Here is a 26,523-nt window from a genome sequence, read left to right as displayed (position 1 = left end):
CACCCCAGCGGGCGGTCACCCCTCGAAATGTGGACCCGCGCTCACACAGCGCTTCGTCCCGCTCACCCCCCGGCGAAGGGCGGGAGGACGTCGACGGTGTCTCCGGCGGCCAAGGGCGCTTGCCGGTCGGTGCGCGCCCGGGCGTTGACGAGGAAGCTCGACCGCTCAAGGACCGTGACCGCCTCGGTGTCGGCCTCAGCAGTGAGGACGGCGATGAGATCGGCGAGAGTGGCCGCCTCGGCGGTCGACTCCTTCGTGCCGAACGCCTCCCGGGCGGCGGCGAAGAAGCGCACGGTGACGGTCGCGGGTGCGGCGGCATGCGAGGCTGCGGTGGTCGACACGGTCTCTCTCATCCTCCGATGGCGCTCATCGGTCGCTGCGGCTGGGTGAAGTCGGCGGAGTCCATGCCGTGCCCGGCGAGCTTCGCCCAGTGCGCGCCCTTCCACAGGTTCGCGATCTCCTCATCCGTGGCACCCGAGCGCAGCGCGACGAGCAGATCGACCTCGGTGCGGGAGAACAGGCACGTGCGCACCCGGCCCTCGGCGGTCAGCCGGGTGCGGGTGCAGTCGGCGCAGAACGGGCGCGTGACCGAGGCGATGATGCCGACGTCGCCGAGGTCGGTGTCCGGATCCTCACGGCTCGCCACCCGGAACTTCTCCGCCGGCGCCCCACCGCGCGGGGCCTCGTCCGGCGTGAGGACGAAGCGGGGTTCGAGCAGCGCGAAGACGTCAGCGGCGGTGATCATCGTCCCGCGATCCCACGAGTGCCCCGCGTCGAGGGGCATCTGCTCGATGAACCGCAGCGACAGTCCGTGGCCGAGGCACCACTGGAGGAGGTCGGGTGCCTGCGTGTCGTTGACCCCCGGCAGGAGCACGGCGTTGATCTTCACCGGGTCGAGACCGGCGTCCTTCGACCCCTGGATGCCGTCGAGGACGCGCTGGAGGAACGGACGCCGGGTGATCTCGGCGAACGTGTCGGCATCGACCGTGTCGAGGGAGACGTTGATCCGGTCGAGACCGGCCTCCTTGAGCTTCGCCGCGCGCTTGTCGAGACCGATCGCGTTCGTCGTCAGGGCGATGTTCGGCCGCGGGGTCAGGGCGGCGACGCCCGCGATGATGTCGGTGATGTCGTGGCGGGTCAGCGGCTCTCCGCCGGTGAACCGGATCTGGTCGACGCCGAACCGCTCGACGCCGATGCGGGCGAAGCGGATGATCTCCTCGGCGCTCATCGCCGCATCGCGGGGCATGAACTCGACACCCTCGGCGGGCATGCAGTAGCTGCAGCGCAGGTTGCAGAAATCCGTCAGCGAGATCCGCAGGTCCCGCGCCCGCCGTCCGAACGTGTCGAGGAGCGACTCCTCGCTGTGCGCGGTGAACGACGTGCCCGGGTCGAGAGTCGGAGTCCTCACCATCGGGGTCGGCAGGCCGATCGTCCCCATGTCCGTTCTCCTCCCTTGACGAAAGCTCTTCGCTATCATCGTCCCATGACCAGCGCCTTCACGCATCGTCGTCGGGTATTCGAGACGATCAGTCCGCTGCGCGGCTCGGCGCGCATGCCCCTGACCGCCCTTCTTCAGGTGCCCAGGCAGCTGGCCGCCGATGTCGTCTCCGCCGTCGACGTCCCCGCCTTCGACAACTCGAGCATGGACGGGTTCGCCGTCGCCGCACAGACCCTGACGACCGCACCGCGGGACGGGTCCCGCCTCGGCCCGCTGCCCGTCGTCGGGCAGGTCGCCGCCGGAGCCCGGGGCGCTGCCGTGGACCCCGGCACCGTCGTCGAGATCATGACCGGAGCCCCGGTGCCCGAGGGTGCTGACACGATCATCCCCATCGAGGCCACCGAACCGGGCACCTTCGGGGCGACGGAGATCACCGTCGAGGACGCACCCGCAGCCGGCGCGTTCGTCCGCGCCCGCGGCAGCGACGTCACCGCCGGGACCACCGTGCTCCGCGCCGGTGCGCTGCTCACTCCCGCCCGCCTCGGCGTCGCCACCGCCTGCGGAGTCGTCGACCTCGACGTCGTCACCCTCCCGCGGATCCTCGTCCTCAGCACCGGAGACGAGATCGCCGGGGACGCCGACGCCGGCATCGAGGATTCCAACGGCATCACCCTGACCGCGAGCCTCACCCGCCTCGGCGCCGAGGTCACCCAGCTGCGGGTGCCCGACGACCCGGAGGAGCTGCTGCGCCGAGTGCGCGCCGTCGACACCGACCTCGTCGTGTCCACCGGCGGCATCTCGAAGGGCGCTCGCGAGGTCGTCAAACTCGCCGCGACCCTCGACCCGGGCGCGGACATGCTCTTCGAACCCATCGCCATGCAGCCCGGCGGACCGCAGGGCGTGGGCACGCTCGCCGGTCACCCCTGGGTGGCCCTGCCGGGCAATCCCGTGAGCGCCCTCATCAGCGTTGAGCTCTTCATCCGCCCCGCCCTCCTCGGCATCGACCCCGGCCTCGATGCCCGCCCCGTCGGCTTCCACCCGCTGGCCGCCGACCTCGACGAGACCCCGCCTGCCGGCAAGCTCCAGGTGCGGCGGGCGATCGTCGACGACGACGGCATCACCTTCGTCGGCGGCTCCCGGTCGCATCTGCTCCACAGCTACGCCGAGAGCACCCACCTCGTCTTCATCCCGCCCACCGACGACCCTGACGACCCGTTCGCGGCCGCGGGGGATAGGCTGAGAACGTGGACAATCGCGTGAGCCTCACACACCTCGACGAGTCCGGAGCCGCCCGGATGGTCGACGTCGGCGACAAGAGCACCACCCGGCGGCGGGCCGTGGCCACGGCCACGATCACGACGACCCCGGAGGTCATCTCCCTCATCGGTCAGGCGGGCCTGCCCAAGGGCGATGCCCTGCCGGTGGCGCGGATTGCCGCGGTGATGGGCGCCAAGCGCACGAGCGACCTCATCCCGCTCTGCCATCCGCTGCCGCTGACCGGCGTCGACGTCGACTTCACCCTCACGGACTCCGCCGTCACGGTGACCGCGGCCGTGAAGACGGTGTCGGTGACCGGTGTCGAGATGGAGGCCCTCACCGCCGTCTCCGTCGCCGCGCTGACGATCTTCGACATGATCAAGGCCGTCGACAACCGCGCGGTCATCGGGGACATCAAGGTCCTCGAGAAGACCGGCGGCAAGAGCGGGGACTGGAAGCGGGAGTCATGACCGTCATCACCACCGGCATCACCGAGTCCCCGATCAGCGTGACCGACCTCGAACCCGAGGTCGTCACCGCCGAATGCGGGGCCGCCGTGACCTTCTCCGGGATCATCCGCGACCACGATTCGGGCCGCGGTGTCACCCGGCTCGTCTACGAATCCCACCCGCTGGCGCCCGCGCAGATCGCCGAGGTGGCCGCCGCGGTGGCCGCCCGGCATCCCGCGGTCCGCCTCTCCGTCGTCCACCGGGTCGGAGAGCTGACCGTCGGCGATGTGGCGCTGGCCGCCGTCGTCGCCTCACCGCACCGCCGGGAGTCCTTCGTCGCGTGCGGCGAGCTCGTCGACGAGGTCAAGGAGAAGGTGGCGATCTGGAAGCACCAGTTCTTCACCGACGGCGACGACGAATGGGTGGGAGCGCTCGAATGACTCAGCTGCGCATCAGCGAGGCCGCCCGGTTCCTCGGCGTCAGCGACGACACGATCCGTCGCTGGATCAGCGACGGCCGGCTCGCGCAGCACAAGGACGCCTCGAACCGGTCCGTCGTCGACGGGGCCGAACTCGCCGTGCTCGCCCAGGACGGCGCCGGTTCCCTCGACGACCCGACGCACGTCCGCAGCTCGGCGCGCAACCGCTTCACCGGGCTCGTAACCGACGTCGTCATCGACGGGGTGATGGCGCAGGTCAGCCTCCAGTGCGGGCCGTTCCGGGTCGTGTCCCTGATGTCCGCCGAGGCGTGCCGTCAGCTCGAACTCGAACCCGGCAGCCTCGCCACCGCGGCCGTCAAGGCGACGATGGTGTGGATCGACACCGCTGGCGGCGACTGACCCTTACCAGTCTCAGATGCTGACGCAGATGCTCTGAAACTCCGCATCTGCGGGTGATAATGGGTGGATGATCTGTGATTCCACACCGGGAGACCATCCGTGACGGGGCGTGCCCGGAGGCATGCGACGGCGCCGAGGTGGCTGTGGATTCCCGCTGTCCTCGCCGTCGCGTTCCTCCTCGTCCCCATCATCGGGATGGTCACCCGCATCGACCTCGGCCACCTCGGCGAGGTCATCGGGGCCCCCGAGTCGCAGCTGGCGATGGGACTGTCCCTGCTCACGTCGACGATCTCCGCGCTCGTCAGCGTCGTCCTCGGCTTCCCGCTCGGCTATCTGCTCGCCACGACGACGTTCCCGGGACAGCGGCTCGTGCGCACCCTCATCCTCCTCCCGCTCGTCCTGCCGCCGGTCGTCAGCGGCCTCGCGCTCCTCTACACGTGGGGGCGCTCGGCGTATCTCGGGTCCCTGCTCACCGAGGCCGGTCTCGGGCTCGCGTACACGACGGCGGCCGTCGTCGTCGCCCAGATCTTCGTCTCCCTCCCGTTCATGGTGATGTCGGTCGAGACCGCGGTCGCCGCGCGCGGGCAGCGCTACGAGATCGCCGCCGCCGAACTCGGGGCGACCCCGATGCGCGTGTTCGCCACGGTCACCCTCCCCATGCTGCGGGCAGGCATCCTCACCGGCGCCGTCCTCTGCTTCGCCAGATCCCTCGGCGAATTCGGGGCGACCCTCACCTTCGCCGGCTCCCTGTCGGGCGTGACCCGGACGATGCCGCTGCAGATCTACCTCGTCCGCGAGTCCGACCCGCAGTCGGCGATCGCCCTCTCCCTGCTCCTCGTCGTCACCGCGCTCATCATCATCGTCCTCGCGTACCGCTCGCCCCACGCCCCGCGTCTGCGCCGCTTCGGCCCGCGCGCTTCGGCTCCCGGCGCCACCATCGCGCGCACGGGCGCACCCGCCTCCCGGCCGGACGACACCGATGCTGTCCTCCCGGTGGCGGAGGCCCAACCGGAACCCCATGCCGCTTGCAGGGGCGTCACCTCGGAGATCGGCCGCGGAGCCGCCACGGGCGCCGTCGCCGGAGCCGCCACCAGTCCCGCCGCCGGGGCCGGCGACGGGCGACTGAGCCTGAGCGCCCAGCTGCCCACCCGCGGACTCGACATCGCCCTCGACGTGTCCGCCGGGCAGACGACGGCGCTCATCGGCCGCAACGGGGCCGGGAAGTCGAGTCTCTTCCAGATCATCACCGGCGCCCTGCCCGCCGAATCCGGGGCGCTGCGGCTCGGCGACCGCACGATCTTCGACATCGACGCCGGCCACTGGCCGCCCATCCACGCTCGCGGGGTCGTCCACCTCGCCCAGAACCCGCTGCTCTTCCCGCACCTCAGCGTCCTCGACAACGTCGCGTTCGGACTCCGCGCCCACGGACACCGGAGCGCCGAGGCCCGCACCACCGCCCAGGCGATGCTCGACCGCCTCGGCGTCGGCCACTGCAGCGACCGCCGCCCCGACGAGGTCTCCGGCGGGCAGGCAGCGCGCATCGCCCTCGCCCGGGCGCTCGTCATCGACCCCACGCTCCTCCTCCTCGACGAGCCCCTCGCCGCCCTCGACGTCGACGTGAAGATCAGCACCCGCGCCGTCCTCGCCGACGTGCTGCGCGGACGCAGCGCCCTGCTCATCACCCATGACGCCGCCGACGTCGCGGCACTCAGCCGCGCGCTCGTCCTCATCGACGCCGGTCGCGCGCGTCTCGTCGAGGCCGACGGACAGGCCGGGCCCGGGAGCGACGACGACTTCGTCCGCAGCTTCCGCGCCACCACCCCCACCCGCCTCGGCAGGGAGGCCGACGACAGGAGCACCCCGGCCTTTGCGAGTCGGACCGAACCGGAATAGTGTGAAGGCGATCACACCGCACGCTGTCAGTGACCGCTGACGGGATACGAAGGGCGACAACGACGTGGCTGACCTCTCCTACTCCTCCGGACCGTCGACCGAACCCCTGCGCGGGGAGACGATTCCGGCGAACTTCCGGCGCACCGCCGCCGCCCACCCGGACGCGATCGCCCTCATCGACCGCGGCTCCGACCGACGCTGGACGTATGCCGAGTTCGACGCCGACACCGACGCGCTGGCCGGTGCCCTGCTCGAACGCGGCCTCGGCAATGGCGATCGCATCGGGATCTGGGCGCAGAACGTCGGGGAATGGGCGCTCGTCCAGTACGCGACGGCGAAGATCGGGGCGATCCTCGTCAACGTCAACCCCGCCTACCGCGCCCACGAACTCGAATTCGTCGTGGGCCAGTCGGGGATGACGATGCTCATCTCGCAGATCGCCGCCCCGCCCCATTCGGACTTCCACGCCCTGGCCACCGAGGTGGCCGCCTCGGTGCCGGGTCTCGATCTCGTCTTCCTCGACACCGTCCCGGACGCTCTGACCGGAACGGCGACGATCGGGGAGCGCGAATCGTTCGCCCACCTGCTGACCCAGGGCCGGGAGCTGCTCGCCGACCCCGGAGCGAAGTACGCGGTGCGCCTCGAACAGGCGGCGGCCGAACTCTCCGCCGACGATCCCATCAACATCCAGTACACCTCCGGGACGACGGGCTTCCCCAAGGGCGTGACGCTGTCCCACCACAACATCCTCAACAACGGCTACTTCATCGGCGAGCTCCTCTCGTACTCGCCCGCCGACTCCGTCGTCCTCCCCGTGCCCTACTACCACTGCTTCGGCATGGTCATCGGCAATCTCGCGGCGCTCAGCCACGGGGCCTCGGTCATCCTCCCGTCCCCGGGCTTCGACCCGGCGGCGAGCCTCACCGCCGTCGCCGAGGAAAGGGCGACCTCCCTCTACGGGGTGCCGACGATGTTCATCGCCGAACTCGGCCTGCCCGACTTCGCCGACTACGACCTGTCGACCCTGCGCACCGGGGTGATGGCCGGGTCCCCGTGCCCGGTCGAGGTGATGCGCCACGTCATCGACGACATGAACATGTCCGAGGTCGCCATCTGCTACGGGATGACCGAGACCTCGCCGGTGTCGACGATGACCCGCGCCGACGACTCCCTCGAGGCCCGAACGCAGACGGTGGGCCGGGTCATGCCCCACGTCGAGGTGAAGATCGTCGACCCGGTGACGGGCCAGACGATGCCCCGCGGGCAGAAGGGCGAACTGTGCACCCGCGGGTACTCGGTGATGCTCGGGTACTGGGAGGAGCCGGACAAGACCGCCGAGGCGATCGATGCGGCCCGCTGGATGCACACCGGCGATCTCGCGATCATGGACGACGACGGGTACGTCGACATCTCCGGCCGGATCAAGGACATGGTCATCCGCGGGGGAGAGAACGTCTACCCGCGGGAGATCGAGGAGTTCCTCTACCAGCATCCGGCGATCAGCGACGTCCAGGTCATCGGCGTCCCCGACGAGAAGTACGGCGAGGAGCTCATGGCCTGGGTCATCCTCAAGGACGGCTACGACACGCTGACCGCCGCCGACGTCAGGGAGTTCGCCGAGGGCCGCCTCGCCCATTTCAAGATCCCCAGGTACGTCGAGGTCCGCGACTCGTTCCCGATGACGGTGTCCGGAAAGATCCGGAAAGTCGAGTTGCGCGAAGAGGGCGAGAGGATCGTTCACGCAGGCAGCAGCGTGTGAATGTCGCTCAGGTCACAAGTTCATTGCAGTTGTCCTGGGAACACGTGACGTTTTTCATGTGAGCAGGTCATTCACTAAGATCAGTGGTCATGAGAGTTGAATCACAACCGCTGGTCTCGATGACCGACGTCGAGAAGCACTACGGTGACTTCCACGCGCTCAAGCACATCGATCTCGACATCCACGAGGGTGAGGTCGTCGTCGTCATCGGTCCCTCCGGCTCGGGCAAATCGACCCTGTGCCGGACGATCAACCGGTTGGAGACGATCACCTCGGGATCGATCACGATCGACGGCAAGGAGCTGCCGGCCGAAGGTGCGGCGCTCGCGCAGCTGCGCTCGGACGTCGGCATGGTCTTCCAGTCGTTCAACCTGTTCGCCCACAAGACGATCCTCGAGAACGTCACCCTGGGCCCGATCAAGGTGCGGAAGCTGAAGAAGGCCGACGCGGACAAGCAGGCGATGGCGCTGCTCGAACGCGTCGGGGTCGCCCACCAGGCCGACAAGTACCCCGCTCAGCTCTCCGGCGGGCAGCAGCAGCGCGTCGCGATCGCCCGGGCGCTGGCGATGAAGCCGAAGGTCATGCTCTTCGACGAGCCCACCTCGGCGCTCGACCCGGAGATGATCAACGAAGTCCTCGACGTCATGGTCGAACTCGCGAAGGAGGGGATGACGATGGTCGTCGTCACCCACGAGATGGGGTTCGCCCGCAAGGCCGGCAATCGCGTGGTCTTCATGGCCGACGGGGAGATCGTCGAAGTCAACGGTCCGGAGGAGTTCTTCACGAACCCGCAGAGCGGGCGCGCCCAGGACTTCCTCTCGAAGATCCTCACGAACTGACCCACCCCCGATTCGACCCTCTGTTCCGTTCGACACCACCAAGGAGAAACCATGAAGAAGCTCAGCGTCGCGATCGCCTCGGTCGCGGTCGGACTCCTCGCCCTCAGCGGATGCGGGCAGGGCGGCACCCCCGACAACCCGGCCGACGGCGGTTCGCAGGCCGCGGCCCCGGAGTACCCGGTCAACGAGAGCGCCGACGTCGCCGACTCGAAGACCTGGCAGGCGGCGAAGGACGCCGGTCAGCTCAAGGTCGGCGTGAAGTTCGACCAGCCGGGTCTCGGCAACGTCACCACCGGCTCCGAGAACCCGGAGGGCTTCGACATCGAGATCGCGAAGATGGTTGGCGCGCAGCTCGGCTTCGCCCCTGACCAGATCGACTTCGTCGAGACCGTCTCGGCCAACCGCGAGCCCTTCCTCCAGCAGGGCACCGTCGACATGGTCGTTGCGACCTACACGATCAACGACGAGCGCAAGCAGGTCGTCGACTTCGCCGGCCCCTACTACGTCGCCGGTCAGGACCTGCTCGTGAAGTCCGACTCCGACATCGCCGGTCCCGAGGACCTCGCCGGCCGCAAGGTCTGCTCGGTCGACGGCTCGACCCCGGCGCAGCGGATCCAGGACGAGTACGGAGACGCCGAACTCGTCACCTACGACACGTACTCGAAGTGCGTGACCGACCTCCAGTCCGGTGCCGTCGACGCGGTGACGACCGATGACGCGATCCTCCGCGGGTACGCGGCGCAGAACGAGGGCGAGCTCAAGGTCGTCGGCAAGCCCTTCAGCGAAGAGCCCTACGGCATCGGCCTGCCCAAGGACGACACGGCCCTGCGCAACGCGGTCAACGACGCGGTGCAGACGAGCATGGACGACGGGCAGTGGACCGAGGCCTTCGAGTACACGCTCGGATCGGCCGAGGGCGTGAAGATGCCGGAGATCGACCGCTACTGACCGCTTGCCGCACCGAGGCCGCCCACCGGCTGCCTCACTGACCTGATGCGAGGGCACCGACCGGTGCCCTCGCATCGATTAAGGAACCCGGGATGGACTTTCTCGCCCTGCTCGAGCTCTTCGGCTCCGGCATTTGGGGCACGGTCAAGCTCTTCACCGTCACCCTCGTCGGATCGCTGGTGCTCGGCACGATCCTCGCCGCCATGCGGGTCTCACCGACCCCGGTGCTGCGGATCGCCGCCTCGGCGTACATCAACATCGTCCGCAACACCCCGCTGACGCTCGTGATGTTCTTCTGCGCCTTCGGACTGCCCTTCCTCGACATCCGCTTCGGCGACTCGAGTTCGTTCAACTCCTTCGTCTACGCGACGCTCGCGCTCACCGCCTACACCGCGTGCTTCGTCGCCGAGACCCTCAAGGCGGGCATCGCGACGATCCCCGTCGGCCAGGCCGAGGCCGCCCGGGCCATCGGGCTGACGTTCAACCAGACGCTGACGGAGGTCATCCTGCCGCAGGCCTTCCGGACGGTCATCCCGCCGCTCGGCAGCGTCATCATCGCGATGCTCAAGAACACGTCGATCGCCTCGGCGTTCAACAACCGCGAACTCATCTCCGCGATGCGCAACGCGATCGAGCTCCGCGGCGACCTCGTCATCCCGATCCTCTTCGGCACCGCCGTCGCCTACCTCATCCTCGCGCTCATCCTCGGGCGCATCTTCTCCTACCTCGAGCGGAAGCTGGTGATCCTCCGATGAGCGCACCGACAGAGGTTCTCTTCGACGCCCCGGGCCCGAAGGCCCGCCGCAACAACGTCATCCTCTCGATCGTCTCGACGATCGTGCTCGCCGGGCTCATCGCATGGATCATCTGGAAGTTCGCCGACGCCGGACAGCTCGAACCCGAGAAGTGGTATCCGTTCACATTCGCCCAGATCCAGCTCGTCCTCCTCGACGGCATGCTCGCGACCCTCAAGGTCGCCGCCGTCGCCTCGGTGCTGGCGCTGGCCGTCGGCGTCGTCTTCGCCCTCCTGCGGCTGTCGTCGAAGCGGATCATCTCCGTGCCCGCGACGATCGTCCTCGAGTTCTTCCGCGGCGTGCCCGTCCTCCTCCTCATCTTCGCGACGTTCCTCCTCTTCGGGAACACGATCGGCCCGTTCTGGTCCGTCGTCATCGGCCTCACCCTCTACAACGGCATGGTGCTCGCCGAGATCATCCGGGCCGGCATCCTCGCCGTGCCGAAGGGCCAGCGGGAAGCGGCGATGGCGATCGGCCTGCGACCGGGACAGGTGATGAGCCTCGTCCTCATGCCGCAGGCGCTGCGGGCGATGATGCCGACGATCGTCGCGCAGATCGTCGTCCTCCTCAAGGACTCGGCGCTCGGCTTCATCGTCACCTACCAGGACCTTCTCTACCAGGTCAACCTCATCGGCCGCGAGTACAATAACCTTCTGCCGACGTTCATCGTCGGTGCCGCGCTCTTCATCATCATCAACATGATCGTCGCGAGCTTCGCGCGGTGGCTCGAGAGGCGACTGCAGCGCAAGACCACCGCCGACGTCGAGGGCGAAGGGCTGACGACGGCACCGGTGCGCTGAGCAGCTCACCGACGATGAAAGGGACGTGAGGATGGAACCCGAACTCAGCGCCACCCCGGTGACGATGCGCCACAACCGTGACCGGGAGCGCTTCGAACTCTTCACCACCGACGATCCCGAGGCGTTCGTCGGGTTCCTCGCCTACCAGCGGATCGGCGACAGCACCCTCGAACTCCAGCACACGATCATCTCCGAGGGCTTCTCCCGGCGCGGATTCGCCCGCACCCTCGTCACGCACGCCCTCGACGAGATCCGGGCGAACGGGGAGACGATCGTCCCGCTGTGCACCTACGTCCAGGACTACCTGCAGCGGTTCCCGCAGTACGCCGATCTCGTCGCCGACAGGTGAGGGCGGGAGCCGGTCGGTACGCCCCGAGCCCCAGCGGCGACCTCCACATCGGCAACATCCGCACCGGGGTGCTCGCGTATGCGCGCGCCCGGCAGCAGGGCCAGCGCTTCCTCTGGCGCGTCGAGGACCTCGACCGGGTCCGGCCGGGCGCGGCGGAGTCCCAACGGGCGGTGTTCGCCGACCTCGGGATCGTGCCCGACGACGACCCCCTCGTCCAGTCCGCGCGTCTCGACGTCTACGCTGAGGCGATCGCCCGTCTCGATGAGGCGGGACTCGTCTACGAATGCTACTGCTCGCGCAAGGACATCCAGCAGGCCCCCTCCGCCCCGCACGCCCCACCGGGGGCGTATCCGGGCACGTGCCGCGACCTCTCCGAGGAGCAGCGCACCGAGGCGCGGACCGCCCTGGCCGCCGCGGGCCGGAGACCGGCCCTGCGGCTGCGCTCGGAGAACCGGGAGGTCACCGTGGCCGACGCTCTGCTCGGCACGATCACGGCACCGGTCGACGACGTCGTGCTCCGGCGCGGTGACGGCGTGTTCGCCTACAACCTTACCGTCGTCGTCGACGATGCGGCCAGTGGGATCACCGAGGTGGTCCGCGGGGACGACCTCGCCTCCTCGGCCCCGCGGCAGGCCCGTCTTGCCGAACTCCTCGACCTGCCCGAGCAGGCGTGGCTGCACGTGCCGCTCGTGCTCAACGAGTCGGGGTCCCGGCTGGCCAAGCGCGACGGCGCCGTGACGTACGAGCAGCTGCGCGCCCGCGGCTGGACGGTCGCCGATGTCTACGGATGGATCTGGGAGTCCCTCGGCGGGGCCGATCCGACGTCTGCCACCGGAGGCAGTGCCCGGTGGCGGTCGATCGAGGACGTCATCGCCGGGCTCGACGTCGCGCGGCTGGGGTCGGAGCCGACGGTGTTCGTCCCGCCGGCCGACGACGCGGCCTGAGCGGCGGGCCGTTTCAGGCGGTCCGTCTCAGGCCGTTTCAGGCAGTCGGTCTCAGGCCGCGGTGTCGACGTATCCGGCGATGACGTCGGCGTAGATCGACTCGAACGTGTCGAGCGTGTACTCGATGTCATGGGTGGCGACGACGTCGAGGGAGGCCCGGGACATCGCCTCGTACTGCGGGGGCGTCTGCGTGCAGATGCGGGTGAAGCGATCGGCGAGGGCCTCGATGTCCCGCGGTGGGAACAGGTAGCCGTTGACGCCGTCGCGGACGAGATGGGGCAGGGCGACGGCGTCGGCGAGGACGACGGGTTTGCGCGAGGCCAGGGCCTCGAGTGTGGCGATCGACTGGAGCTCGGCCGTCGAGGGCATGCAGAAGAACGTGCACCGGGCGTAGGCGTCCATGAGCGCGGAGTCGCTGATCTTGCCGAGCACGTGGATGCGCTCGGCGATGCCGAGTTCCGCGGCGAGCGACTTGAGCGGCTCCTCCTGATCGCCGCCCCCGACGATGTCGGCCTCGAGGCCGAGTGCCGGGTCGGTGAGTGCGACGGCGCGGACGATGTCCTCGGCGTGCTTCTCCGCCGAGAGCCGACCGACGAAGAGCACCCGCGGGGCGGCCGCCTCGGTGCCCGACGAGGAGCCCTTCCCGCCGGTCACGGGCTGCTTGAGGTGGGAGAACCGGTCGAGGTCGATGCCGCAGGAGACCGCGCGGATGGGGGAGCTGAAGCCGTTCTGCGTGAGCAGGTCGGCGGCGAGCTGCGTGGGGACGGTGATGAACTCGGCGGACTGGAACTTCCGGCGCAGATCCCACCAGGCAAGCGCGGTGCCGCCGTCGACGAGCGGCTTGGGCACGCGGAGGTAGGGGCGGACGTTCTCGGGCATGAAGTGGTTCGTCGCGACGACGGGGATGCCGCGCTTGTGCGATTCGGAGAACGCGTAGCGGCCGATGACGAAGTGCGCCTGCGTGTGGACGACGTCGGGCTTGAGGGTGTCGAGGAGGCGGGCGATCTCCGGTTTCGTCTCCCACGGCATGCAGATCGTCCACGTGGGGTGGAGCATCCAGCGGTGGGAGGTGAGGCGGTGGACGGTGACGCCGTTCTCCACGCTCACCGAGGGGGTGCCGGTCGCCGAGGGGCAGGCGACGTGGACGTCATGTCCGCGGGCGGCGAGTCCCGCTGCCAGGCGTTCGGCGAACTTCGCCGCTCCGTTGACCTCGGGGGCGTAGGTCTCGGTGGGGATGAGGATGCGACGGGTCGATTGTGCGGACAGAGCTCAACTCTCCTCGGTGTCGGTCAACTGATCGTTCTGGCGGGCGTCGCGGCGTTCGTCCTCGCGATCCTTGACATCGGGATGATACCGAGACAATACAACGACCCCGAGACACGCGACCAATCCTGTGATCGTGATGACAACGACGAGCCACGGGGGAGCGGCGTGGGCCTCACCGAGGACGACGGAGCCGAGGATGACCGCGGCGATGGGATCGACGACGGTGAGCCCGGCGATGACCATCTCCGGGGGACCGGCGGCGTACGAGTTCTGCACGAACCAGGAGCCCAGGGCTGCGGCGACGATGAGGGCTGCGACGTTGAGCCACGTGACGTTCTCGATGCCGGCGCGGAGGAACTGCACGCTGACGAGATGGGCGTTCGTCGCCACGCACGCGAAGAGCAGGCCCGCCGCGGTGATGAGGACGAGCTGCGGGGCGTGGCGGAAGAAGAGCATGACGATGAGCCCGGCGGCGACGATGACGCCGGTGATCCACACGAGCGGAAGGGCATCGGCGCCGAGGTGGACCGACGTCCGCGCAGTCGTGGCCGACAGGGCGACGAAGACCGTGACGCCGACGGTGCACCACACGACGGCCTGGACGAGGCGGCGGTTGACCTTGAGCCCGCGGTACCTCACGCCGAGGAGGACGGAGACGATGAGGGAGAACGCCCCGATCGGCTGGACGACCATGACGGGGGCGAGGGCGAGGGCGAGGAAGTTCCCCAGGGTGCCGAGGCCGAGGATGAAGAGCCCGAGCAGCCATTTCCGGTTCCCCAGCAGCTCCTTGAAGTGCGCCCAGCTCAGACCGTCATGGGAGTTGTCCTGATCGGCGACGGCGTCGTGCTGGTAGAGGGCCCCGAACGCGAGGGCCACAGCTGCCAGAACGGCTAAGGCGATGGCCACAATGGTCACGTGTTCTGCTTCCGTCGGGGATGGCTCGCAAGGGTCACCCCCGATGTTACAGTGCAGTACGCGCGAGCGTCGTGCGCGCGGGGGAATTGTCCGGTTCCCCGTCTCCCCGAGGTGGGGGAAACCGGAGCTGTCCGCCTCGGGCACCGCTGGCCCAGGGCGAGCGGGGCGGGTGTGACCTAACGCACTGGGCGCCGCTTTGGCGAGGTCGGCTCACCTTTGCTATGCTGATTTCTCGTGCGCAGGTCACTGCCACATTCCTCCGTAGCTCAGTTGGCAGAGCATTCGACTGTTAATCGAAGGGTCGCTGGTTCGAGCCCAGCCGGGGGAGCAGAGCAAGGCCCCGTCGTTCCCGACGGGGCCTTTGTCGTTCCCTGAATGCCCGCACGCACACCCACATGGGTATGCGGGGCCCGTGCAGCCAGCAGGAAGCCGCGCACCGCCTGCGACCGGCCGGAATAATTGAAACCTCAACCAGGTTGGCATGGATATGAAGGCATTCGGATTCTTGAGTTTCGGCCATTACGGACCCGGCGCGGCCCCAGGGGAGTACGGCGCGAAGGAAGCCCTGAAGCAGGCTGTCGAGATCGGCGTCGGCGCCGACGAGATCGGCGTCAACGGAGCGTACTTCCGCGTCCACCACTTCGCCAGACAGGCGGCGTCGCCGATCCCCGTCCTCAGCGCGATCGCCGCGAAGACGAAGCACATCGAGGTCGGCACCGGCGTCATCGACATGCGGTATGAGAACCCGCTCTACCTCGCCGAGGAGGCCGCAGCGCTCGACATCCTCGCCGACGGCCGCGTGGCCCTCGGCGTCAGCCGCGGATCACCGGAGCCGGCCGAGCGCGGGTGGGAGGCCTTCGGCTATCTCGACGCCGAAGACGCCAAGGGCGCGAACATCGCCCGCGCGAAGTTCGGGAAGTTCATGGCCGCCGTCAAGGGCGAGAAGATGGCTCCGGCCGACCCGAAGCAGTTCGGTCCCGGTGCCCGGCTCTCCATCGAACCGCACGCCCCCGGCCTCGACCGCCGCATCTGGTGGGGTGCGGCGACCCGCGCGACAGGGGAGTGGGCGGCCGAACAGGGCGTCAACCTCATGAGTTCGACCTTGCTCACCGAGGCGACCGGTGACTCGTTCGCCGACCTCCAGCGCGAGCAGATCGACAAGTTCCGCGAAGCGTGGAAGGAGGCCGGTCACGACTGGACCCCGCGCGTGTCGGTGAGCCGCAGCATCTTCCCGATCACCACCGATCTCGACGACCTCTACTTCGGACGCCGCTCCCATGAGGACGGCGACCAGATCGGCATCATCGATGACATGCGCTCGACGTTCGGCAAGACCTATGCGGCCGCTCCGGACGTCCTCATCGAGCAGCTCAAGGACGACCCGGCGATCGAGGCCGCCGACACGGTCATGCTGACGATCCCCAGCCAGATCGGCGTCGACTACAACCTCCACGTCCTCCAGTCCTTCGCCGAGCACGTCGCCCCGGCACTCGGCTGGAAGCCGAACTGGGAGGGTCCGGTCACCGGCTACCCGATCTGAGCCGCTCCGCCTCAGGGCCCGGCGCACACCCCGTGCGCCGGGCCCTGAGGCGTGTCAGGACATCGTGATGACGATCTTGCCGGTGGTGCGCCCGGTCTCGCCGAGGCGGTGCGCGGCAGCGATCTCCTCGAGCGGGAAGGTCGCGGCGATCTCGGGCCTGAGCCGACCCGCGTCGACGAGCCCGGCGATCGCGGTGAGGTCGGCATGGGAGGAGTCGACGAGCATCCGCAGCGCCCTGACGCCCAGACGCGTCGCCTCGGTGGTGAAGTCGTCGGGGCCGACCGGCACGGTGGAGACCGCGATCCCGCCGGGGGTGAGGGTGCGCAGCGACCGCATCGCGGTGTCCCCGCCGAGGGTGTCGAGGACGACGTCGATGTCGGTGGCGGTCTCCGTGAAGTCCTCCGTGCGGTAGTCGATCATCTCATCGGCGCCGAGGCGGCGGAGGAGATCATGCTTCTTCCCACTGGCCGTGCCGATGACGTGGGCGCCGTGGGCCTTGGCGATCTGCACGGCGACGTGGCCGACTCCGCCGGCGGCGGCATGGATGAGGACGCGCTGGCCCGGTGTCAGCTGCGCGTAGTCGATGAGCATCTGCCACGCCGTGAGCGACACCAGCGGCAGGGCGGCGGCCTCGACGTGGTCGAGTCCCGCCGGCTTCTTCGCGAACACCCGCGCCGGTGCCGCGACGTACTCGGCATGCGAGCCGTGACCGTATGGGTAGGAGAGCATGCCGAACACCTCATCGCCGACTGCGAAGCGCGCGACCCCGACGCCGACGGCTTCGACGACTCCGGAGACGTCCCAGCCGAGGACGAACGGCGGCTGACCGAGGAAGCGCCCGGCCGCGCGGTGCTTCCAATCGGTCGGGTTGAGCCCGGCGGCGCGGACGCGCACGAGCACCTCGTTGGTCCGCGGCTGCGGACGCGGCAGGTCGACGACCTCGAGGACCTCCGGGCCTCCGAGACTGTGCTGGGTGGCGGCTCTCATCGTGTCATTCGTCATGACACCATTGTCCCCTGCCCGGCTGTGTCCTCTCAGCCCCGATCGGCCGTCGCCGCACGCCGCCGTCGGCGGACCATGACGACGGCGACGACCGTGCCGAGAGCGAGCATGAGCGAGGACACGATACTGCCCTCGAAGCCGAACGATCCGCCCGAGATCAGGTCGCCGGCACCGGGGGTCGGGCGGAAGGAGAGGACCGAGGTCTCGACGTCCATGTTCGAGACATGGGCGCCCCAGAGGTTGCCCTGACCCCAGTTCCACACGGCGTGGAACGCGCAGACGCCCCACAGCCCCTCCTCGGCGAGTGACCAGAAGCCGAGGAACACCGCGACGAGGACGAGGTTGAGCACGGACACGACTGTGATGCCGCCGTTGGCGCCGTGGAGGAGGGTGAACCACACGGTCTGGACGACGAAGGCCGCCAGCAGTCCCCACTTCCACGACACGGCTTGGACGAGGTAGCCGCGGGCGAAGAGCTCCTCGGTGCTGCCCTGGATCGTGAAGCCGACGAGGAGGATGAGCGCGGGAAGCAGCGCACTCCAGTTCGGTGGGCCGAGGGTCCCCTGACCGGAGGCGACGGTGATGAGGGCGACCGCGGAGATCATGACGAGGCCGATGAGCGCGCCGCGGAGGATCTTCGCTCCTGCCCCGGGCGCGGCGAAGCCGAGCGAGCGGATCGGCCGGCGCTCCTTGAACCGGACCCAGAGCAGGAGGAGGACCGCCCCGACCCCGAAGCTGCCGGTGAGCACCGCCTGTTGGACGAAGGTGAGTCCGGCTCCCTCGCTCGGCATGCCGGCCGGCAGCGCCGCGAGCTGGGCGACGAAGAAGATCACGGTGGCGATGACGATGCCGAGGAGCGGACCCGTCGGCCGCTGTGCCTGCCCCATCCCGCGGGAACGTCATGGACGCAGCTGGGTTCCCGTTCCGGTTCATCATGCTCCGATCGTCGCGGTGGGAGGGGAGGTCGCCCTACCGTCACACGCTCATGGGCCGGTGTCAACGGGTGGTCCCACCGCGCCGGCCGGCGGGCAAGGGGATAGGATCACCAGCGGGAGGACGGTCGACGGTGACGTCGGCTGTCGAGAATGGTCGAAAGGTGTGGAATGGCTGCTGGCGGCGGAATGACTCAGGTGCAGAAGAGGATCCTCCTCGTCGCTCTCGTCCCGCTGTTCATGTCCCTGCTGTCGGTGTCGATCATCAACGTCGTCCTCCCGGCGATCGAGCGCGACCTCGGCGCCTCGACCTCCGCCCTCCAGTGGGTGCTCACCGGGTATGCGCTCTCCTTCGGCGTCGTCCTCGTCGCGGCCGGTCGCGCCGGCGACGTCTTCGGCCGTGCCCAGCTCTTCATCGCCGGAGTCAGCCTTTTCGGCATCTCCTCGCTCGTGTCGGGCCTCGCCCCGGACCCGATCACCCTCAACATCGCCCGCGTCGTCATGGGCCTGGGCTCGGGACTGCTCAACCCGCAGGTCGTCGGTCTCCTCCAGCAGTACTTCGAAGGACCGCGCCGAGGTCGTGCCTTCGGCCTCATGGGCACGATCGTCGGTCTGTCGGTGGCGATCGGACCGGTGCTCGGCGGCGTCCTCATCGCGATCTTCGGCAATGCCCTCGGGTGGCGGGCGGCGTTCCTCGTCAACGTCCCGTTCGCCATCCTCGCCGTGATCTTCGCGATCGTCTGGCTGCCGAAGTCCGCGTGGGGCCCGGCTGTCGACCAGACCGACCCCATCGACGAGGCGGTGCCCCCGGCCCAGCGTCGGCACCGGCACGATCTCGACCCCGTCGGCGTCGTCCTCCTCGGACTCGGCGTCCTCCTCGTCCTCCTGCCGTTCGTCGAATCCTCCGTCGGCTGGTTCGTGTGGTTCGCCCTGCCGCTCGGGCTCGTCGTCATCTGGGCGTGGACGAAGTGGGAGCGACGGTATGAGTCCCGTGGCCGGACCCCGATGGTCGAACTCGACCTCTTCGTGATCAAGAGCTTCAGCAACGGCTCGATCATCATCGCCCTCTACTTCATGGGGGTGACGAGTGTGTGGGTGATCGTCGCGATGTTCATGCAGCAGGGCCTCGGCCACACCGCGCTGGCCTCAGGGCTCATCGGACTGCCCGCCGCGCTGCTCTCGGCGCTGTCGGCCGACATCTCCGGCCGCTACGTCTTCCAGGCCGGGCGCCGCCTCGTCGTCTGGGGCATCGTCACCTGCCTCTTCGGTCTGCTCTCCTCGGTCCTCGTCGTCGCCCTCCTCGCGCAGGGCATCGGCAGCGAATGGTGGCTGCTGCTCACCCTCAGCTTCGTCGGGATCGCGCAGGGCATGGTCATCAGCCCGAACCAGACGCTCACGCTCAACGAGGTGCCGCTGAAGTACGCCGGATCGGCCGGGGGAGTGCTGCAGACGGGTCAGCGGATCGGCACCTCGATGGGGCTGGCGATCCTCACCGCGGTCGCGTTCGCCGTCGTCGCGGTCAGCGACTGGGACCTCGGGCTCATCGTCGCATTCCTGGCAATCGCCGTTGTCGTCATCATCGCCGGCATCGTCGGGATCGCCGAGGTCAGGCGCACGCGGCGACCTCAGCTGTGAGCGGAATAATGTTATCGAATCCAAACCGTTGACCGGACACGACTGTGGAAGACTGTGTACGCAGGTTTTCACAGGGAAGGACAGACGGTGGTAGGCACGGCGAACGATCAGGACCTGGCCCTCGAGGAGCTGGTGCGGTCGGGAGGGATCGAGACCTTCTTCGCACCCGTGGTCGACTCCTTCACCTTCGATACCGTGGGCTACCAGATCCTCCAAGCGCCGATCGGCGATCCCGCTCTCGGCCACGCCGAGTCGGAGAACCTGCGCCAGGCGATGCACGCCTCAGCGATGATCGGCGACATCGACGCCTCGATGCGGGCGACCGCCCTGCGCACCGCCGAGGCGGCTGGACTGCCGAACTCCAACCGCCTCTTCCTCCACGCCGAGGAGGAGTCCTTCGCCACGCTCGAGGATCGGACAGCCGAACCCGATCGCTCGTGCATCCTCCAGCTCGACGCCGACCGCGTCTCCTCCTCCCCGGCCTCCGTCCTCCGCTCGGTGCGCCAGGCCCGGTCGATGGGCTGGGGCGTGGGAATGTCCTCGGTCGGACCCGACCTGCGCAGCACGTCGTTCGTGCCGCTCGTCAACCCCTCGGTCGTCGGCCTCCATCCCGACGTCCTCACCATCGAATGCAGTGCGCAGCTGGCCGAGCTCAATCGGCTCCTCCACGCCCACCTCGAGCGGACCGGCGCGGTCATCCTCGCCGAGGGCGTCTCGAGCGAGGACGATCTCGACCGGGTGCAGGCACTTGGCGCACGCTTCATGTCGGGTCCGTACTTCGGTCGCTCGACCCGTGAGCCCGAGCCGTTCGCCCCGCCGGTCGAAGACGCTCTCGCCGATCACCATTCGCGCAACCTCCCGGCGCTCGGCACCCCGTACTCGATAGCGCAGGGGCTGCGACGGGAGCCTCTCGTGATGAACCGCGAGCTGCTCATCGCCCAGATCGCCGCCCTCGAGGAGCGGGCTCTGGCCTCCGGTGCGGCGACGATCACGCTCGGCGTCTTCGGGGACGAGGAGTCGTTCTCCCAGGCGACCTATGACCGGTATGAGCGGATCCGCGACACGGTCGGTCTCACGGCGATGTTCTCCGGCGGTTTCACGACTCCGCCGGTGCCCGGGGTGCGCGGGGGAGTCGTCGACGCCTCTGATCCGATGCGCAAGGAGCACGGAGTCGTCGTCGTCGGACCCGACTGGTCGGGCCTCGTCGCCGCCGCCCGCCGGAACGATCCCGGCAGCGACGGACAGGTCGAGTACGATGTCTACATCACCACTGAGCGCTACACCTGCGTCGACGCCGCCCGCAGCGTGCTCACTCGGATCTCCCCGAGCACCTCGGCGCACTGACTCGTCTGCCGCGCAGTTCGCCCCACCGTCGAGCGTGCTCTGTGGGCTCTGGGTCGACGCTCTCTCACGATCCGCGCGAAATGGGAGCTGCCGGCCTTCTGGTGCTAATCTGGTCACGGCTCGCCCCCGTAGCTCAGCTGGTCAGAGCAGGGAACTCATAATTCTTTGGTCGCCGGTTCAAGTCCGGCCGGGGGCACCCCTGTGCGATCGCCCCGCATCTCTCACCGCGGTGAGAGATGCGGGGCTTCGTCATCGCCGGACACCGCCAGTGATAGGAGACCTCAGGCGTGCATGGGCGCACCGGTCTCGATCCAGGTCTTGAGGTTGGAGATGAGGACCAGGCTGCCGTGGTCGACCTGGCGGGCGGTCTCCGTGGACGGGTCGAGGTCGAAGTGCTCGATCGTCACCAGCGTGGACTCGCCGCGGGATGCGAAGGACCACACGAGGCGGAAGGGGGCCTCCGGGGCCACGGCGTCGTCCCAGGCCGGCGAGAAGGTCATCTCCAGTCGTTGACCGGGGTCGGCTGCGATGATTGTGCCCTCGGCGGCAGTTCGGCCTTCAGGGTAGGTGTAGGTGAATGCGCTGCCGGGCTCCAGCGACGAGTTCAGCGTCGTGGTGAAGTACCACGAGGAGGTCTCCTCGGTGAGTGCGGTCCAGACCCGCTCGGGTGAGGCGTCGATGACGATGGCGTGGCGGTGCAGGGGTGCGGTGCTGCTCATGATCTGCGGTCTCCGTTCGGACGTGTTCTTCAGTCGGTTGAGTGCCTGCCCCCACCCGAGCGCGTAGTCGTCGAGCCAGCGGTGGGCCAGCGCGACCAGCGGCGAGGCATTGAGATAGCAGAGGCGGATGCGCCCGGCTTTGTGCGAGGTGACCAATCCTGCGTCCTCGAGCACGCCCACATGCTTGAGGACGGCATGGCGCCCGAGAGCGGGCAGGACCTGCCCGAGCTCGCTCACGCTCTGCCCGTCCCGGTCATGGAGGGCGTCGAGAAGCGCCCGTCGACTCGGATGGGAGAGCGCCAGGAGAACCGCGTCGTCATCGGAAGTGGCCACGAACGCAACAATAGGTGACTTATGAGTCACCTGTCTAGAACCGGCATGGACCCGATTCGCCGGGCAACGACGTCGGCCACGACCCCAGCCCGGGGAACCGCGAAGGCAATCAGTCCCCAGGAGAGAGCTCGATCATTAAATCTCTGCCTGATGATCATTCACAATGATTTGCTTTTCATTGAGGGCGCAGAGGTTCATGCTGAAAGGGAGCGAAAGTCGCTGCGCACGTGGGAGGAGTTGGTGATGATGGTGCTGCTGATTGTGGTCGGGATGATGATCGGTGTTCTCCTCGTCATCGGTCGGGCCGTGTGCCCCGCTGCCGAACGACTCGCGTGGCAGGACCTCGGCCTCGACGGATGGGTGGTCACCGCCGTGCGCGGCTGGGCTGCCGTCAGCGGCCTCTCGCGGCTGGAGACGATGACCGAGCAGATGCATCGCCGCCGCTCCTGACCGACGAGAAGAACCACGTGTCATCAGGCATTTCGCTACTTGGCTCACGTCTGTTTGTCGACTATCATGAGCGGAGTACCTCCTTTCGGATCGTAGGGGAAGACGTATCCGAGGTAGGAGGCACACATGGATATGACACAGGGCGTACTCTTCGTCCACTCAGCACCTCGCGCGCTCTGCCCGCACATCGAATGGGCAGCGGGCGGGGCGATCGGCGCACAGGCACGCTTCGACTGGACACCCCAGCCGGCAGCACCGGGCCTCGTGCGTGCCGAAGTCTGCTGGCGCGCGCCCGCAGGCTCGGGTTCTCGCATCGCATCCGCGCTCCGCGGTTGGGATTCACTGCGCTACGAAGTCACCGAGGAACCCTCTGCCGGTGTCGACGGCGGACGGTGGAGCCACACTCCTGACCTCGGCATCTACCACGCCGTGACCGACACCGTCGGCAACATCCTCGTGCCCGAAGACCGCATCCGCTCCGTCATGGAGCGTGCCGGCGGAGATCCCGCGCAGCTCGCCCATGAGATGGGCCTCGCCCTCGGTGAAGCGTGGGACGAAGAACTCGACGCGTTCCGCCACGCCGGTGAGGGCGCCCCCGTCCGCTGGCTGACCAAGGTCGGCTGACTCCGGCACACCGGCAGCGCTTCCTGCGCTGCTCACGCACCCGACGCCGCGTGGGCGCGTCACTGCCTCCGACGTGCCCTCCGGTCCTGCGCCTCCTCTGCGACACGACGAAGGGCCCCAGCCGAAGCTGGGGCCCTTCGTCGTGTGACAGAACGTGTGTCAGTCGATCACACCGACTTGAAGGCGACGACCGCGTTGTGTCCGCCGAACCCGAAGGAGTTCGACAGGGCGGCGATGTCACCGTCGGGCAGCTGGGCGGGAGTGTCCCGGACGATGTTGATCTTCACTTTGGGATCGACCTCGGTGATGTTCATCGTCGGGGGAGCGGTCCGCGTCTCGAGCGCCTTGACCGTGAAGATCGCCTCGACCGCCCCGGCACCGCCGAGGAGGTGGCCCGTCATCGACTTCGTGCCGCTGACGAGCGTGTCGTCGACGGAGTCGCCGAGGAGCTCGGCGATCGCCACGGACTCGGGGATGTCACCGACCGGCGTCGACGTCGCATGCGCGTTGACGTGCTTGATGTCGGCGGGGGTGAGGCCGCCGGCCTCGAGCGCATCCTCCATCGCCTTGAGCGCGTACTTGCCCTCGGGCTCGTTGCCGGTGATGTGGTAGGCGTCGTTCGAGATGCCCCAGCTGGCCACCTCGGCGTAGATCTTCGCCCCGCGGGCCTTCGCATGCTCCTCGGTCTCGAGGATGAGCGCGCCTGCGCCCTCGCCCATGACGAAGCCGTCACGGTCGACGTCGTAGGGCCGGGAAGCGGTCTCGGGGGAATCCGTGCGACGCGAGAGCGCCTGCATCGAATTGAACGCCGCCAGGGTGATCGGGTGGATCGCGGCTTCGGATCCGCCGGCGATGACGATGTCGGCGTCGCCGTTCGCGATGAGGTCGAAGGCGTGACCGAGGCTCTCGGTCGACGACGCACAGGCCGAGACCATCGTCTGCACACCGGCACGGGCCTTGAACTCCATGCCGATCGCGGCAGCCGGGCCGTTGGGCATGAGCATCGGCACGGTCAGGGGCATGACGCTGCGCGGACCTTCGTCCTTGAGCGTGTCCCAGGCGTCGAGCAGCGTCCACACGCCGCCGATGCCGGTGGCCCAGGAGACCGCGGTGCGTTCGGGATCGGTCTCCTCGAGACCGGCGTCGGCCATGGCCTCACGGGCGGAGATGAGAGCGAACTGGCTCGAGGGGTCGAGGCGCTTGGCCTGCACCCGCTTGAGCTTCTCGGGCACGACCTCGGGGTCGACCGTCGCAGCGAAGTCGACGGTCAGGCCGTACTTCTCGGCCCAGTCGTTGTCGAGCGTGGACACGCCGGACTGACCGGCCAGCAGGGCCTGCCAGGTCTCATCGGCAGTGGCGCCCAAGGGGGTCACCGCACCAATCCCGGTGACGACAACTTTTGGTGTCATGGTGAAAACCTCGTCGATAGTGTGGGACACGGCCCGTCGGTGGACGGGCCGTGTGCGTCCTCAGATGTTCAGGCTTCTTGGGCCTTGTTGATGTAGTCGACGGCATCCTGGACGGTGACGAGGTCCTTGACGTCGTCGTCCGGGATCTTCACGCCGAACTTCTTCTCGGCGTTGACGACGATCGTCATCATGGAGATCGAGTCGATGTCGAGATCGTCGGTGAACGACTTGGAGGGCTCGACGGCCTCGACGGCCAGGCCGGTCTCTTCGTTGACGATCTCTGCCAGTCCGGAGAGGACTTCAGCTTCGGTGAATGCCATTTCTTTCCTACTTTCTAGTGACAACCGAGATGTCCCCGGTCGGATTGGAACGGTATCGACGAGTGTCCCGCCGAATATCTTAGGTCATTCGCGCGGTGATTTCGCCCGCGCCACGGGCGCTCAGGGCAGGCGAACGACCTGGGCGCCGTAGACGAGTCCGGCGCCGAATCCCATCTGCAGGGCGAGTCCGCCGCTGAGTTCGGGCTGTTCGCGCAGGAGACGCTCGGTGGCCAGCGGGATCGAGGCCGCCGAGGTGTTGCCGTTGTCGGCGATGTCACGGGCGATGACGACGGACTCGGGCAGTCCCAGCTGCTTGGCGAGTTCGTCGATGATGCGCATGTTCGCCTGGTGGGGGATGAAGGCGGCGAGGTCGGAGGCCTCGACCCCCGATTCCTCGAGGGCCTTCTTGGCCACCTCGGCGCCGTCCCACACCGCCCAGCGGAAGACGGTGGGCCCGTCCTGGCGCAGGGTGGGGAACGGCAGGTCGCGGTCGTCGCGGACGTCCATGAGCGATTCGGTCATCCGGATCGTCGACCAGTTCTCGCCCTTCGACCCCCACACGGTCTTCGAGATGCCCGGCTCATCGGCCGAGGTGACGACGACTGCGCCGGCCCCGTCGCCGAGGATGAAGGAGATCGACCGGTCGGTGGGATCGATGACGTCGGAGAGCTTCTCGGCGCCGATGACGAGGACGTTGTCCATCGTGCCGGCGCGCACGAGCGCATCGGCCTGGGCGATGCCGTAGCAGTAGCCGGCGCACGCGGCGCTGATGTCCCAGGCGGGCACCGGTCCGGTGCCGATGCGGTCGGTGAGCGCAGCGGCAGCCGAGGGCGTGAAGTAGGGGAAGGTCACCGTGGAGATGATGACGCCGCCGATGTCCTCGGGCTTGAGTCCCGCCGAGGCGATCGCCTCGAGGGCCGCCTCTTCGCACATCTCGAGCACGCCGACGTCCTTGCTGGCCCGGCGGCGGGTGACGATGCCGGTGCGCTGCCGGATCCACTCGTCCGAGGAGTTGATCGGACCGGCGATCTCGTCGTTGGTCACGAGGTTCTCGGCGCGGTAGGCGCCGATCCCGGCGATCTTCGAGAACCGGCCGGTCTGTGCGGTGTTGAGTGTGGGCATGGCGGTGGTCATCCTTCTTCTCCGGCGTTGGCCGCGGCGCCTGCATGGGCGGCCGCGAACTCACGCGCACCGTCGAGGTCGGCGGCTGACTTGATCGGGTAGGTCTCGACGCCCTTGAGCGCCCGGCGGGCGATGCCGGTGAGCGTGCCGCCGGGGACGAGCTCGATGAGCCCGGTGACGCCGAGGCGCTGCAGCGTCTCCTGGCAGAGGTCCCAGCGCACCGGGTTGGTCACCTGGGAGACGAGGAGGTCGACGTAGGCGGCGCCGCTGTCGACGACGCTGCCGTCGGAGTTCGTGAGGATCGGCAGGCTCGGATCGGTCACGGTGAGCTCGGCCGCGGTCTCCGTCAGCGTCGGCACGGCCGGCGCCATGTACTCGGTGTGGAAGGCTCCGGCGACGGGCAGCGGGATGACCCGGGCGCGCTCGGGCGGGTTCTCCGCGAGGGCCTCGAGGTTCGGCAGTGCACCGGCGGCCACGGTCTGGCCGCCGCCGTTGACGTTGGCCGGTGCCGCACCGGCGGCGTCGATCGCGGCGAGGACGTCCGCGGGCTCCCCGCCGACGACGGCGGACATGCCGGTCGGCGTGGCGGCTGCGGCCTGGCCAT

Annotated in this window: 28 protein-coding genes and 2 tRNA genes; 19 read left to right on the top strand and 11 right to left on the bottom strand. The window is 68.6% G+C overall.

The window, feature by feature from the left end; all coding sequences use genetic code 11:
- Positions 1-62: 62 nt before the first annotated feature.
- On the bottom strand, positions 63-341 hold the full coding sequence (locus AC2W7K_RS15665; RefSeq protein ID WP_486006377.1) for a MoaD/ThiS family protein: 279 nt from the start codon (positions 339-341) through the stop codon (positions 63-65).
- 8 nt (positions 342-349) lie between these two features.
- Entirely contained in the window at positions 350-1,438 is a 1,089-nt protein-coding gene (moaA, locus tag AC2W7K_RS15660) for a GTP 3',8-cyclase MoaA (protein ID WP_344249615.1), read from the bottom strand.
- 45 nt (positions 1,439-1,483) lie between these two features.
- On the opposite strand from moaA, the gene AC2W7K_RS15655 reads away from it, so the two are divergent.
- From AC2W7K_RS15655 to gluQRS, 12 genes are all read left to right on the top strand, one after another.
- Positions 1,484-2,698, top strand: coding sequence for a molybdopterin molybdotransferase MoeA (locus AC2W7K_RS15655; RefSeq protein WP_344249613.1), 1,215 nt, complete (start codon positions 1,484-1,486; stop codon positions 2,696-2,698).
- A 35-nt stretch (positions 2,699-2,733) separates the two neighbouring features.
- Positions 2,734-3,165: a cyclic pyranopterin monophosphate synthase MoaC gene (moaC, locus tag AC2W7K_RS15650; RefSeq protein WP_376871846.1), complete on the top strand. Its 432-nt coding sequence runs from the start codon at positions 2,734-2,736 to the stop codon at positions 3,163-3,165.
- On the top strand, positions 3,162-3,584 hold the full coding sequence (locus AC2W7K_RS15645; protein ID WP_344249609.1) for a molybdenum cofactor biosynthesis protein MoaE: 423 nt from the start codon (positions 3,162-3,164) through the stop codon (positions 3,582-3,584). Before moaC ends, AC2W7K_RS15645 begins: the two co-directional genes overlap by 4 nt.
- Positions 3,581-3,982 carry a TOBE domain-containing protein gene (locus AC2W7K_RS15640; protein WP_198498682.1) on the top strand — a complete coding sequence of 134 codons (402 nt, stop codon included), beginning with the start codon at positions 3,581-3,583 and terminating at the stop codon, positions 3,980-3,982. Before AC2W7K_RS15645 ends, AC2W7K_RS15640 begins: the two co-directional genes overlap by 4 nt.
- A gap of 99 nt (positions 3,983-4,081) precedes the next feature.
- On the top strand, positions 4,082-5,875 hold the full coding sequence (locus AC2W7K_RS15635; RefSeq protein ID WP_344249607.1) for an ABC transporter permease: 1,794 nt from the start codon (positions 4,082-4,084) through the stop codon (positions 5,873-5,875).
- 64 nt (positions 5,876-5,939) lie between these two features.
- Entirely contained in the window at positions 5,940-7,634 is a 1,695-nt protein-coding gene (locus AC2W7K_RS15630) for an AMP-binding protein (protein WP_344249605.1), read from the top strand.
- A 110-nt stretch (positions 7,635-7,744) separates the two neighbouring features.
- Entirely contained in the window at positions 7,745-8,473 is a 729-nt protein-coding gene (locus AC2W7K_RS15625) for an amino acid ABC transporter ATP-binding protein (RefSeq protein WP_211979286.1), read from the top strand.
- A 51-nt stretch (positions 8,474-8,524) separates the two neighbouring features.
- Positions 8,525-9,421 carry a glutamate ABC transporter substrate-binding protein gene (locus AC2W7K_RS15620; protein ID WP_344249603.1) on the top strand — a complete coding sequence of 299 codons (897 nt, stop codon included), beginning with the start codon at positions 8,525-8,527 and terminating at the stop codon, positions 9,419-9,421.
- Between the two features lie 92 nt (positions 9,422-9,513).
- The gene (locus tag AC2W7K_RS15615; protein ID WP_211977658.1) at positions 9,514-10,176 is read left to right on the top strand and encodes an amino acid ABC transporter permease; all 663 of its coding nucleotides are present in this window, start codon (positions 9,514-9,516) and stop codon (positions 10,174-10,176) included.
- Positions 10,173-11,015 (top strand): amino acid ABC transporter permease, encoded by an 843-nt coding sequence (locus tag AC2W7K_RS15610; RefSeq protein ID WP_198498687.1) that lies wholly within the window; start codon positions 10,173-10,175, stop codon positions 11,013-11,015. The genes AC2W7K_RS15615 and AC2W7K_RS15610 overlap by 4 nt, the downstream gene beginning before the upstream one ends.
- A gap of 31 nt (positions 11,016-11,046) precedes the next feature.
- Positions 11,047-11,364, top strand: a complete 318-nt coding sequence (locus AC2W7K_RS15605; protein WP_198498688.1) for a GNAT family N-acetyltransferase — start codon at positions 11,047-11,049, stop codon at positions 11,362-11,364.
- A complete protein-coding gene (gene gluQRS / locus AC2W7K_RS15600) occupies positions 11,361-12,308 on the top strand; it encodes a tRNA glutamyl-Q(34) synthetase GluQRS (RefSeq protein WP_344249595.1) in 948 nt (315 codons plus the stop codon). Before AC2W7K_RS15605 ends, gluQRS begins: the two co-directional genes overlap by 4 nt.
- A gap of 51 nt (positions 12,309-12,359) precedes the next feature.
- Here gluQRS and AC2W7K_RS15595 read toward each other — a convergent pair whose 3' ends face one another.
- Positions 12,360-13,544, bottom strand: a complete 1,185-nt coding sequence (locus AC2W7K_RS15595; RefSeq protein ID WP_344249861.1) for a glycosyltransferase — start codon at positions 13,542-13,544, stop codon at positions 12,360-12,362.
- A 33-nt stretch (positions 13,545-13,577) separates the two neighbouring features.
- Entirely contained in the window at positions 13,578-14,489 is a 912-nt protein-coding gene (locus tag AC2W7K_RS15590; RefSeq protein WP_249120863.1) for a DMT family transporter, read from the bottom strand.
- A 255-nt stretch (positions 14,490-14,744) separates the two neighbouring features.
- On the opposite strand from AC2W7K_RS15590, the gene AC2W7K_RS15585 reads away from it, so the two are divergent.
- Together AC2W7K_RS15585 and AC2W7K_RS15580 are read left to right on the top strand one after the other, a co-directional pair.
- Positions 14,745-14,817 (top strand) — tRNA-Asn (locus tag AC2W7K_RS15585).
- Between the two features lie 159 nt (positions 14,818-14,976).
- On the top strand, positions 14,977-16,029 hold the full coding sequence (locus AC2W7K_RS15580; RefSeq protein ID WP_486006382.1) for an LLM class flavin-dependent oxidoreductase: 1,053 nt from the start codon (positions 14,977-14,979) through the stop codon (positions 16,027-16,029).
- Between the two features lie 54 nt (positions 16,030-16,083).
- Here the strand turns inward: AC2W7K_RS15580 and AC2W7K_RS15575 are convergent, their stop codons facing one another.
- Complete coding sequence (locus AC2W7K_RS15575; RefSeq protein WP_344258183.1) at positions 16,084-17,031, bottom strand: NADP-dependent oxidoreductase; 948 nt, start codon at positions 17,029-17,031, stop codon at positions 16,084-16,086.
- A gap of 32 nt (positions 17,032-17,063) precedes the next feature.
- The gene (locus AC2W7K_RS15570) at positions 17,064-17,918 is read right to left on the bottom strand and encodes a CPBP family intramembrane glutamic endopeptidase (RefSeq protein ID WP_486006376.1); all 855 of its coding nucleotides are present in this window, start codon (positions 17,916-17,918) and stop codon (positions 17,064-17,066) included.
- A gap of 216 nt (positions 17,919-18,134) precedes the next feature.
- Here AC2W7K_RS15570 and AC2W7K_RS15565 point away from each other — a divergent pair, with 216 nt between their 5' ends.
- The 3 genes from AC2W7K_RS15565 (at position 18,135) to AC2W7K_RS15555 (ending at position 21,138) form a co-directional block, all read left to right on the top strand.
- Complete coding sequence (locus AC2W7K_RS15565) at positions 18,135-19,598, top strand: MFS transporter (RefSeq protein WP_344251620.1); 1,464 nt, start codon at positions 18,135-18,137, stop codon at positions 19,596-19,598.
- A gap of 87 nt (positions 19,599-19,685) precedes the next feature.
- On the top strand, positions 19,686-20,942 hold the full coding sequence (locus AC2W7K_RS15560) for an EAL domain-containing protein (protein WP_344251619.1): 1,257 nt from the start codon (positions 19,686-19,688) through the stop codon (positions 20,940-20,942).
- 122 nt (positions 20,943-21,064) lie between these two features.
- Positions 21,065-21,138, top strand: a tRNA-Ile gene (locus tag AC2W7K_RS15555).
- A gap of 85 nt (positions 21,139-21,223) precedes the next feature.
- On the opposite strand, the gene AC2W7K_RS15550 is transcribed toward AC2W7K_RS15555, so the two are convergent.
- Complete coding sequence (locus AC2W7K_RS15550) at positions 21,224-21,994, bottom strand: ArsR/SmtB family transcription factor (protein WP_344251618.1); 771 nt, start codon at positions 21,992-21,994, stop codon at positions 21,224-21,226.
- A gap of 150 nt (positions 21,995-22,144) precedes the next feature.
- Between AC2W7K_RS15550 and AC2W7K_RS15545 the strand changes: the two genes are divergently transcribed.
- Together AC2W7K_RS15545 and AC2W7K_RS15540 are read left to right on the top strand one after the other, a co-directional pair.
- On the top strand, positions 22,145-22,444 hold the full coding sequence (locus AC2W7K_RS15545; RefSeq protein WP_344251617.1) for a hypothetical protein: 300 nt from the start codon (positions 22,145-22,147) through the stop codon (positions 22,442-22,444).
- 132 nt (positions 22,445-22,576) lie between these two features.
- A complete protein-coding gene (locus AC2W7K_RS15540; RefSeq protein ID WP_344251625.1) occupies positions 22,577-23,068 on the top strand; it encodes a DUF3145 domain-containing protein in 492 nt (163 codons plus the stop codon).
- Between the two features lie 167 nt (positions 23,069-23,235).
- Here AC2W7K_RS15540 and AC2W7K_RS15535 read toward each other — a convergent pair whose 3' ends face one another.
- From AC2W7K_RS15535 to AC2W7K_RS15520, 4 genes are all read right to left on the bottom strand, one after another.
- Positions 23,236-24,477: a beta-ketoacyl-[acyl-carrier-protein] synthase family protein gene (locus tag AC2W7K_RS15535; RefSeq protein ID WP_344251616.1), complete on the bottom strand. Its 1,242-nt coding sequence runs from the start codon at positions 24,475-24,477 to the stop codon at positions 23,236-23,238.
- Positions 24,478-24,545: 68 nt separating this feature from the next.
- On the bottom strand, positions 24,546-24,797 hold the full coding sequence (locus AC2W7K_RS15530; protein WP_137825491.1) for an acyl carrier protein: 252 nt from the start codon (positions 24,795-24,797) through the stop codon (positions 24,546-24,548).
- A 120-nt stretch (positions 24,798-24,917) separates the two neighbouring features.
- Positions 24,918-25,919, bottom strand: a complete 1,002-nt coding sequence (locus AC2W7K_RS15525; RefSeq protein WP_137825492.1) for a beta-ketoacyl-ACP synthase III — start codon at positions 25,917-25,919, stop codon at positions 24,918-24,920.
- 8 nt (positions 25,920-25,927) lie between these two features.
- Positions 25,928-26,523: ACP S-malonyltransferase (locus tag AC2W7K_RS15520; RefSeq protein ID WP_486006375.1), on the bottom strand; the 596-nt coding region annotated here is incomplete at its 5' end.

It is taken from the genome of Brevibacterium sp. LAARM2_SD2 (assembly GCF_057364785.1).
The sequence above is the reverse complement of the archived record's forward strand: the minus strand, read 5'-3'. Positions and strand labels throughout refer to the sequence as shown.

What these genes read in the sequence shown, in the direction of transcription:
- moaA (WP_344249615.1), bottom strand. Translation starts at nt 1,438, where the DNA reads ATGGGGACGATCGGCCTGCCGACCCCGATGGTGAGGACTCCGACTCTC.
- AC2W7K_RS15655 (WP_344249613.1), top strand. Translation starts at nt 1,484, where the DNA reads ATGACCAGCGCCTTCACGCATCGTCGTCGGGTATTCGAGACGATCAGT.
- moaC (WP_376871846.1), top strand. Translation starts at nt 2,734, where the DNA reads ATGGTCGACGTCGGCGACAAGAGCACCACCCGGCGGCGGGCCGTGGCC.
- AC2W7K_RS15645 (WP_344249609.1), top strand. Translation starts at nt 3,162, where the DNA reads ATGACCGTCATCACCACCGGCATCACCGAGTCCCCGATCAGCGTGACC.
- AC2W7K_RS15640 (WP_198498682.1), top strand. Translation starts at nt 3,581, where the DNA reads ATGACTCAGCTGCGCATCAGCGAGGCCGCCCGGTTCCTCGGCGTCAGC.
- AC2W7K_RS15620 (WP_344249603.1), top strand. Translation starts at nt 8,525, where the DNA reads ATGAAGAAGCTCAGCGTCGCGATCGCCTCGGTCGCGGTCGGACTCCTC.
- AC2W7K_RS15615 (WP_211977658.1), top strand. Translation starts at nt 9,514, where the DNA reads ATGGACTTTCTCGCCCTGCTCGAGCTCTTCGGCTCCGGCATTTGGGGC.
- AC2W7K_RS15610 (WP_198498687.1), top strand. Translation starts at nt 10,173, where the DNA reads ATGAGCGCACCGACAGAGGTTCTCTTCGACGCCCCGGGCCCGAAGGCC.
- AC2W7K_RS15605 (WP_198498688.1), top strand. Translation starts at nt 11,047, where the DNA reads ATGGAACCCGAACTCAGCGCCACCCCGGTGACGATGCGCCACAACCGT.
- AC2W7K_RS15580 (WP_486006382.1), top strand. Translation starts at nt 14,977, where the DNA reads ATGAAGGCATTCGGATTCTTGAGTTTCGGCCATTACGGACCCGGCGCG.
- AC2W7K_RS15575 (WP_344258183.1), bottom strand. Translation starts at nt 17,031, where the DNA reads ATGACGAATGACACGATGAGAGCCGCCACCCAGCACAGTCTCGGAGGC.
- AC2W7K_RS15570 (WP_486006376.1), bottom strand. Translation starts at nt 17,918, where the DNA reads ATGGGGCAGGCACAGCGGCCGACGGGTCCGCTCCTCGGCATCGTCATC.
- AC2W7K_RS15565 (WP_344251620.1), top strand. Translation starts at nt 18,135, where the DNA reads ATGGCTGCTGGCGGCGGAATGACTCAGGTGCAGAAGAGGATCCTCCTC.
- AC2W7K_RS15545 (WP_344251617.1), top strand. Translation starts at nt 22,145, where the DNA reads ATGATCATTCACAATGATTTGCTTTTCATTGAGGGCGCAGAGGTTCAT.
- AC2W7K_RS15540 (WP_344251625.1), top strand. Translation starts at nt 22,577, where the DNA reads ATGACACAGGGCGTACTCTTCGTCCACTCAGCACCTCGCGCGCTCTGC.
- AC2W7K_RS15535 (WP_344251616.1), bottom strand. Translation starts at nt 24,477, where the DNA reads ATGACACCAAAAGTTGTCGTCACCGGGATTGGTGCGGTGACCCCCTTG.
- AC2W7K_RS15530 (WP_137825491.1), bottom strand. Translation starts at nt 24,797, where the DNA reads ATGGCATTCACCGAAGCTGAAGTCCTCTCCGGACTGGCAGAGATCGTC.
- AC2W7K_RS15525 (WP_137825492.1), bottom strand. Translation starts at nt 25,919, where the DNA reads ATGCCCACACTCAACACCGCACAGACCGGCCGGTTCTCGAAGATCGCC.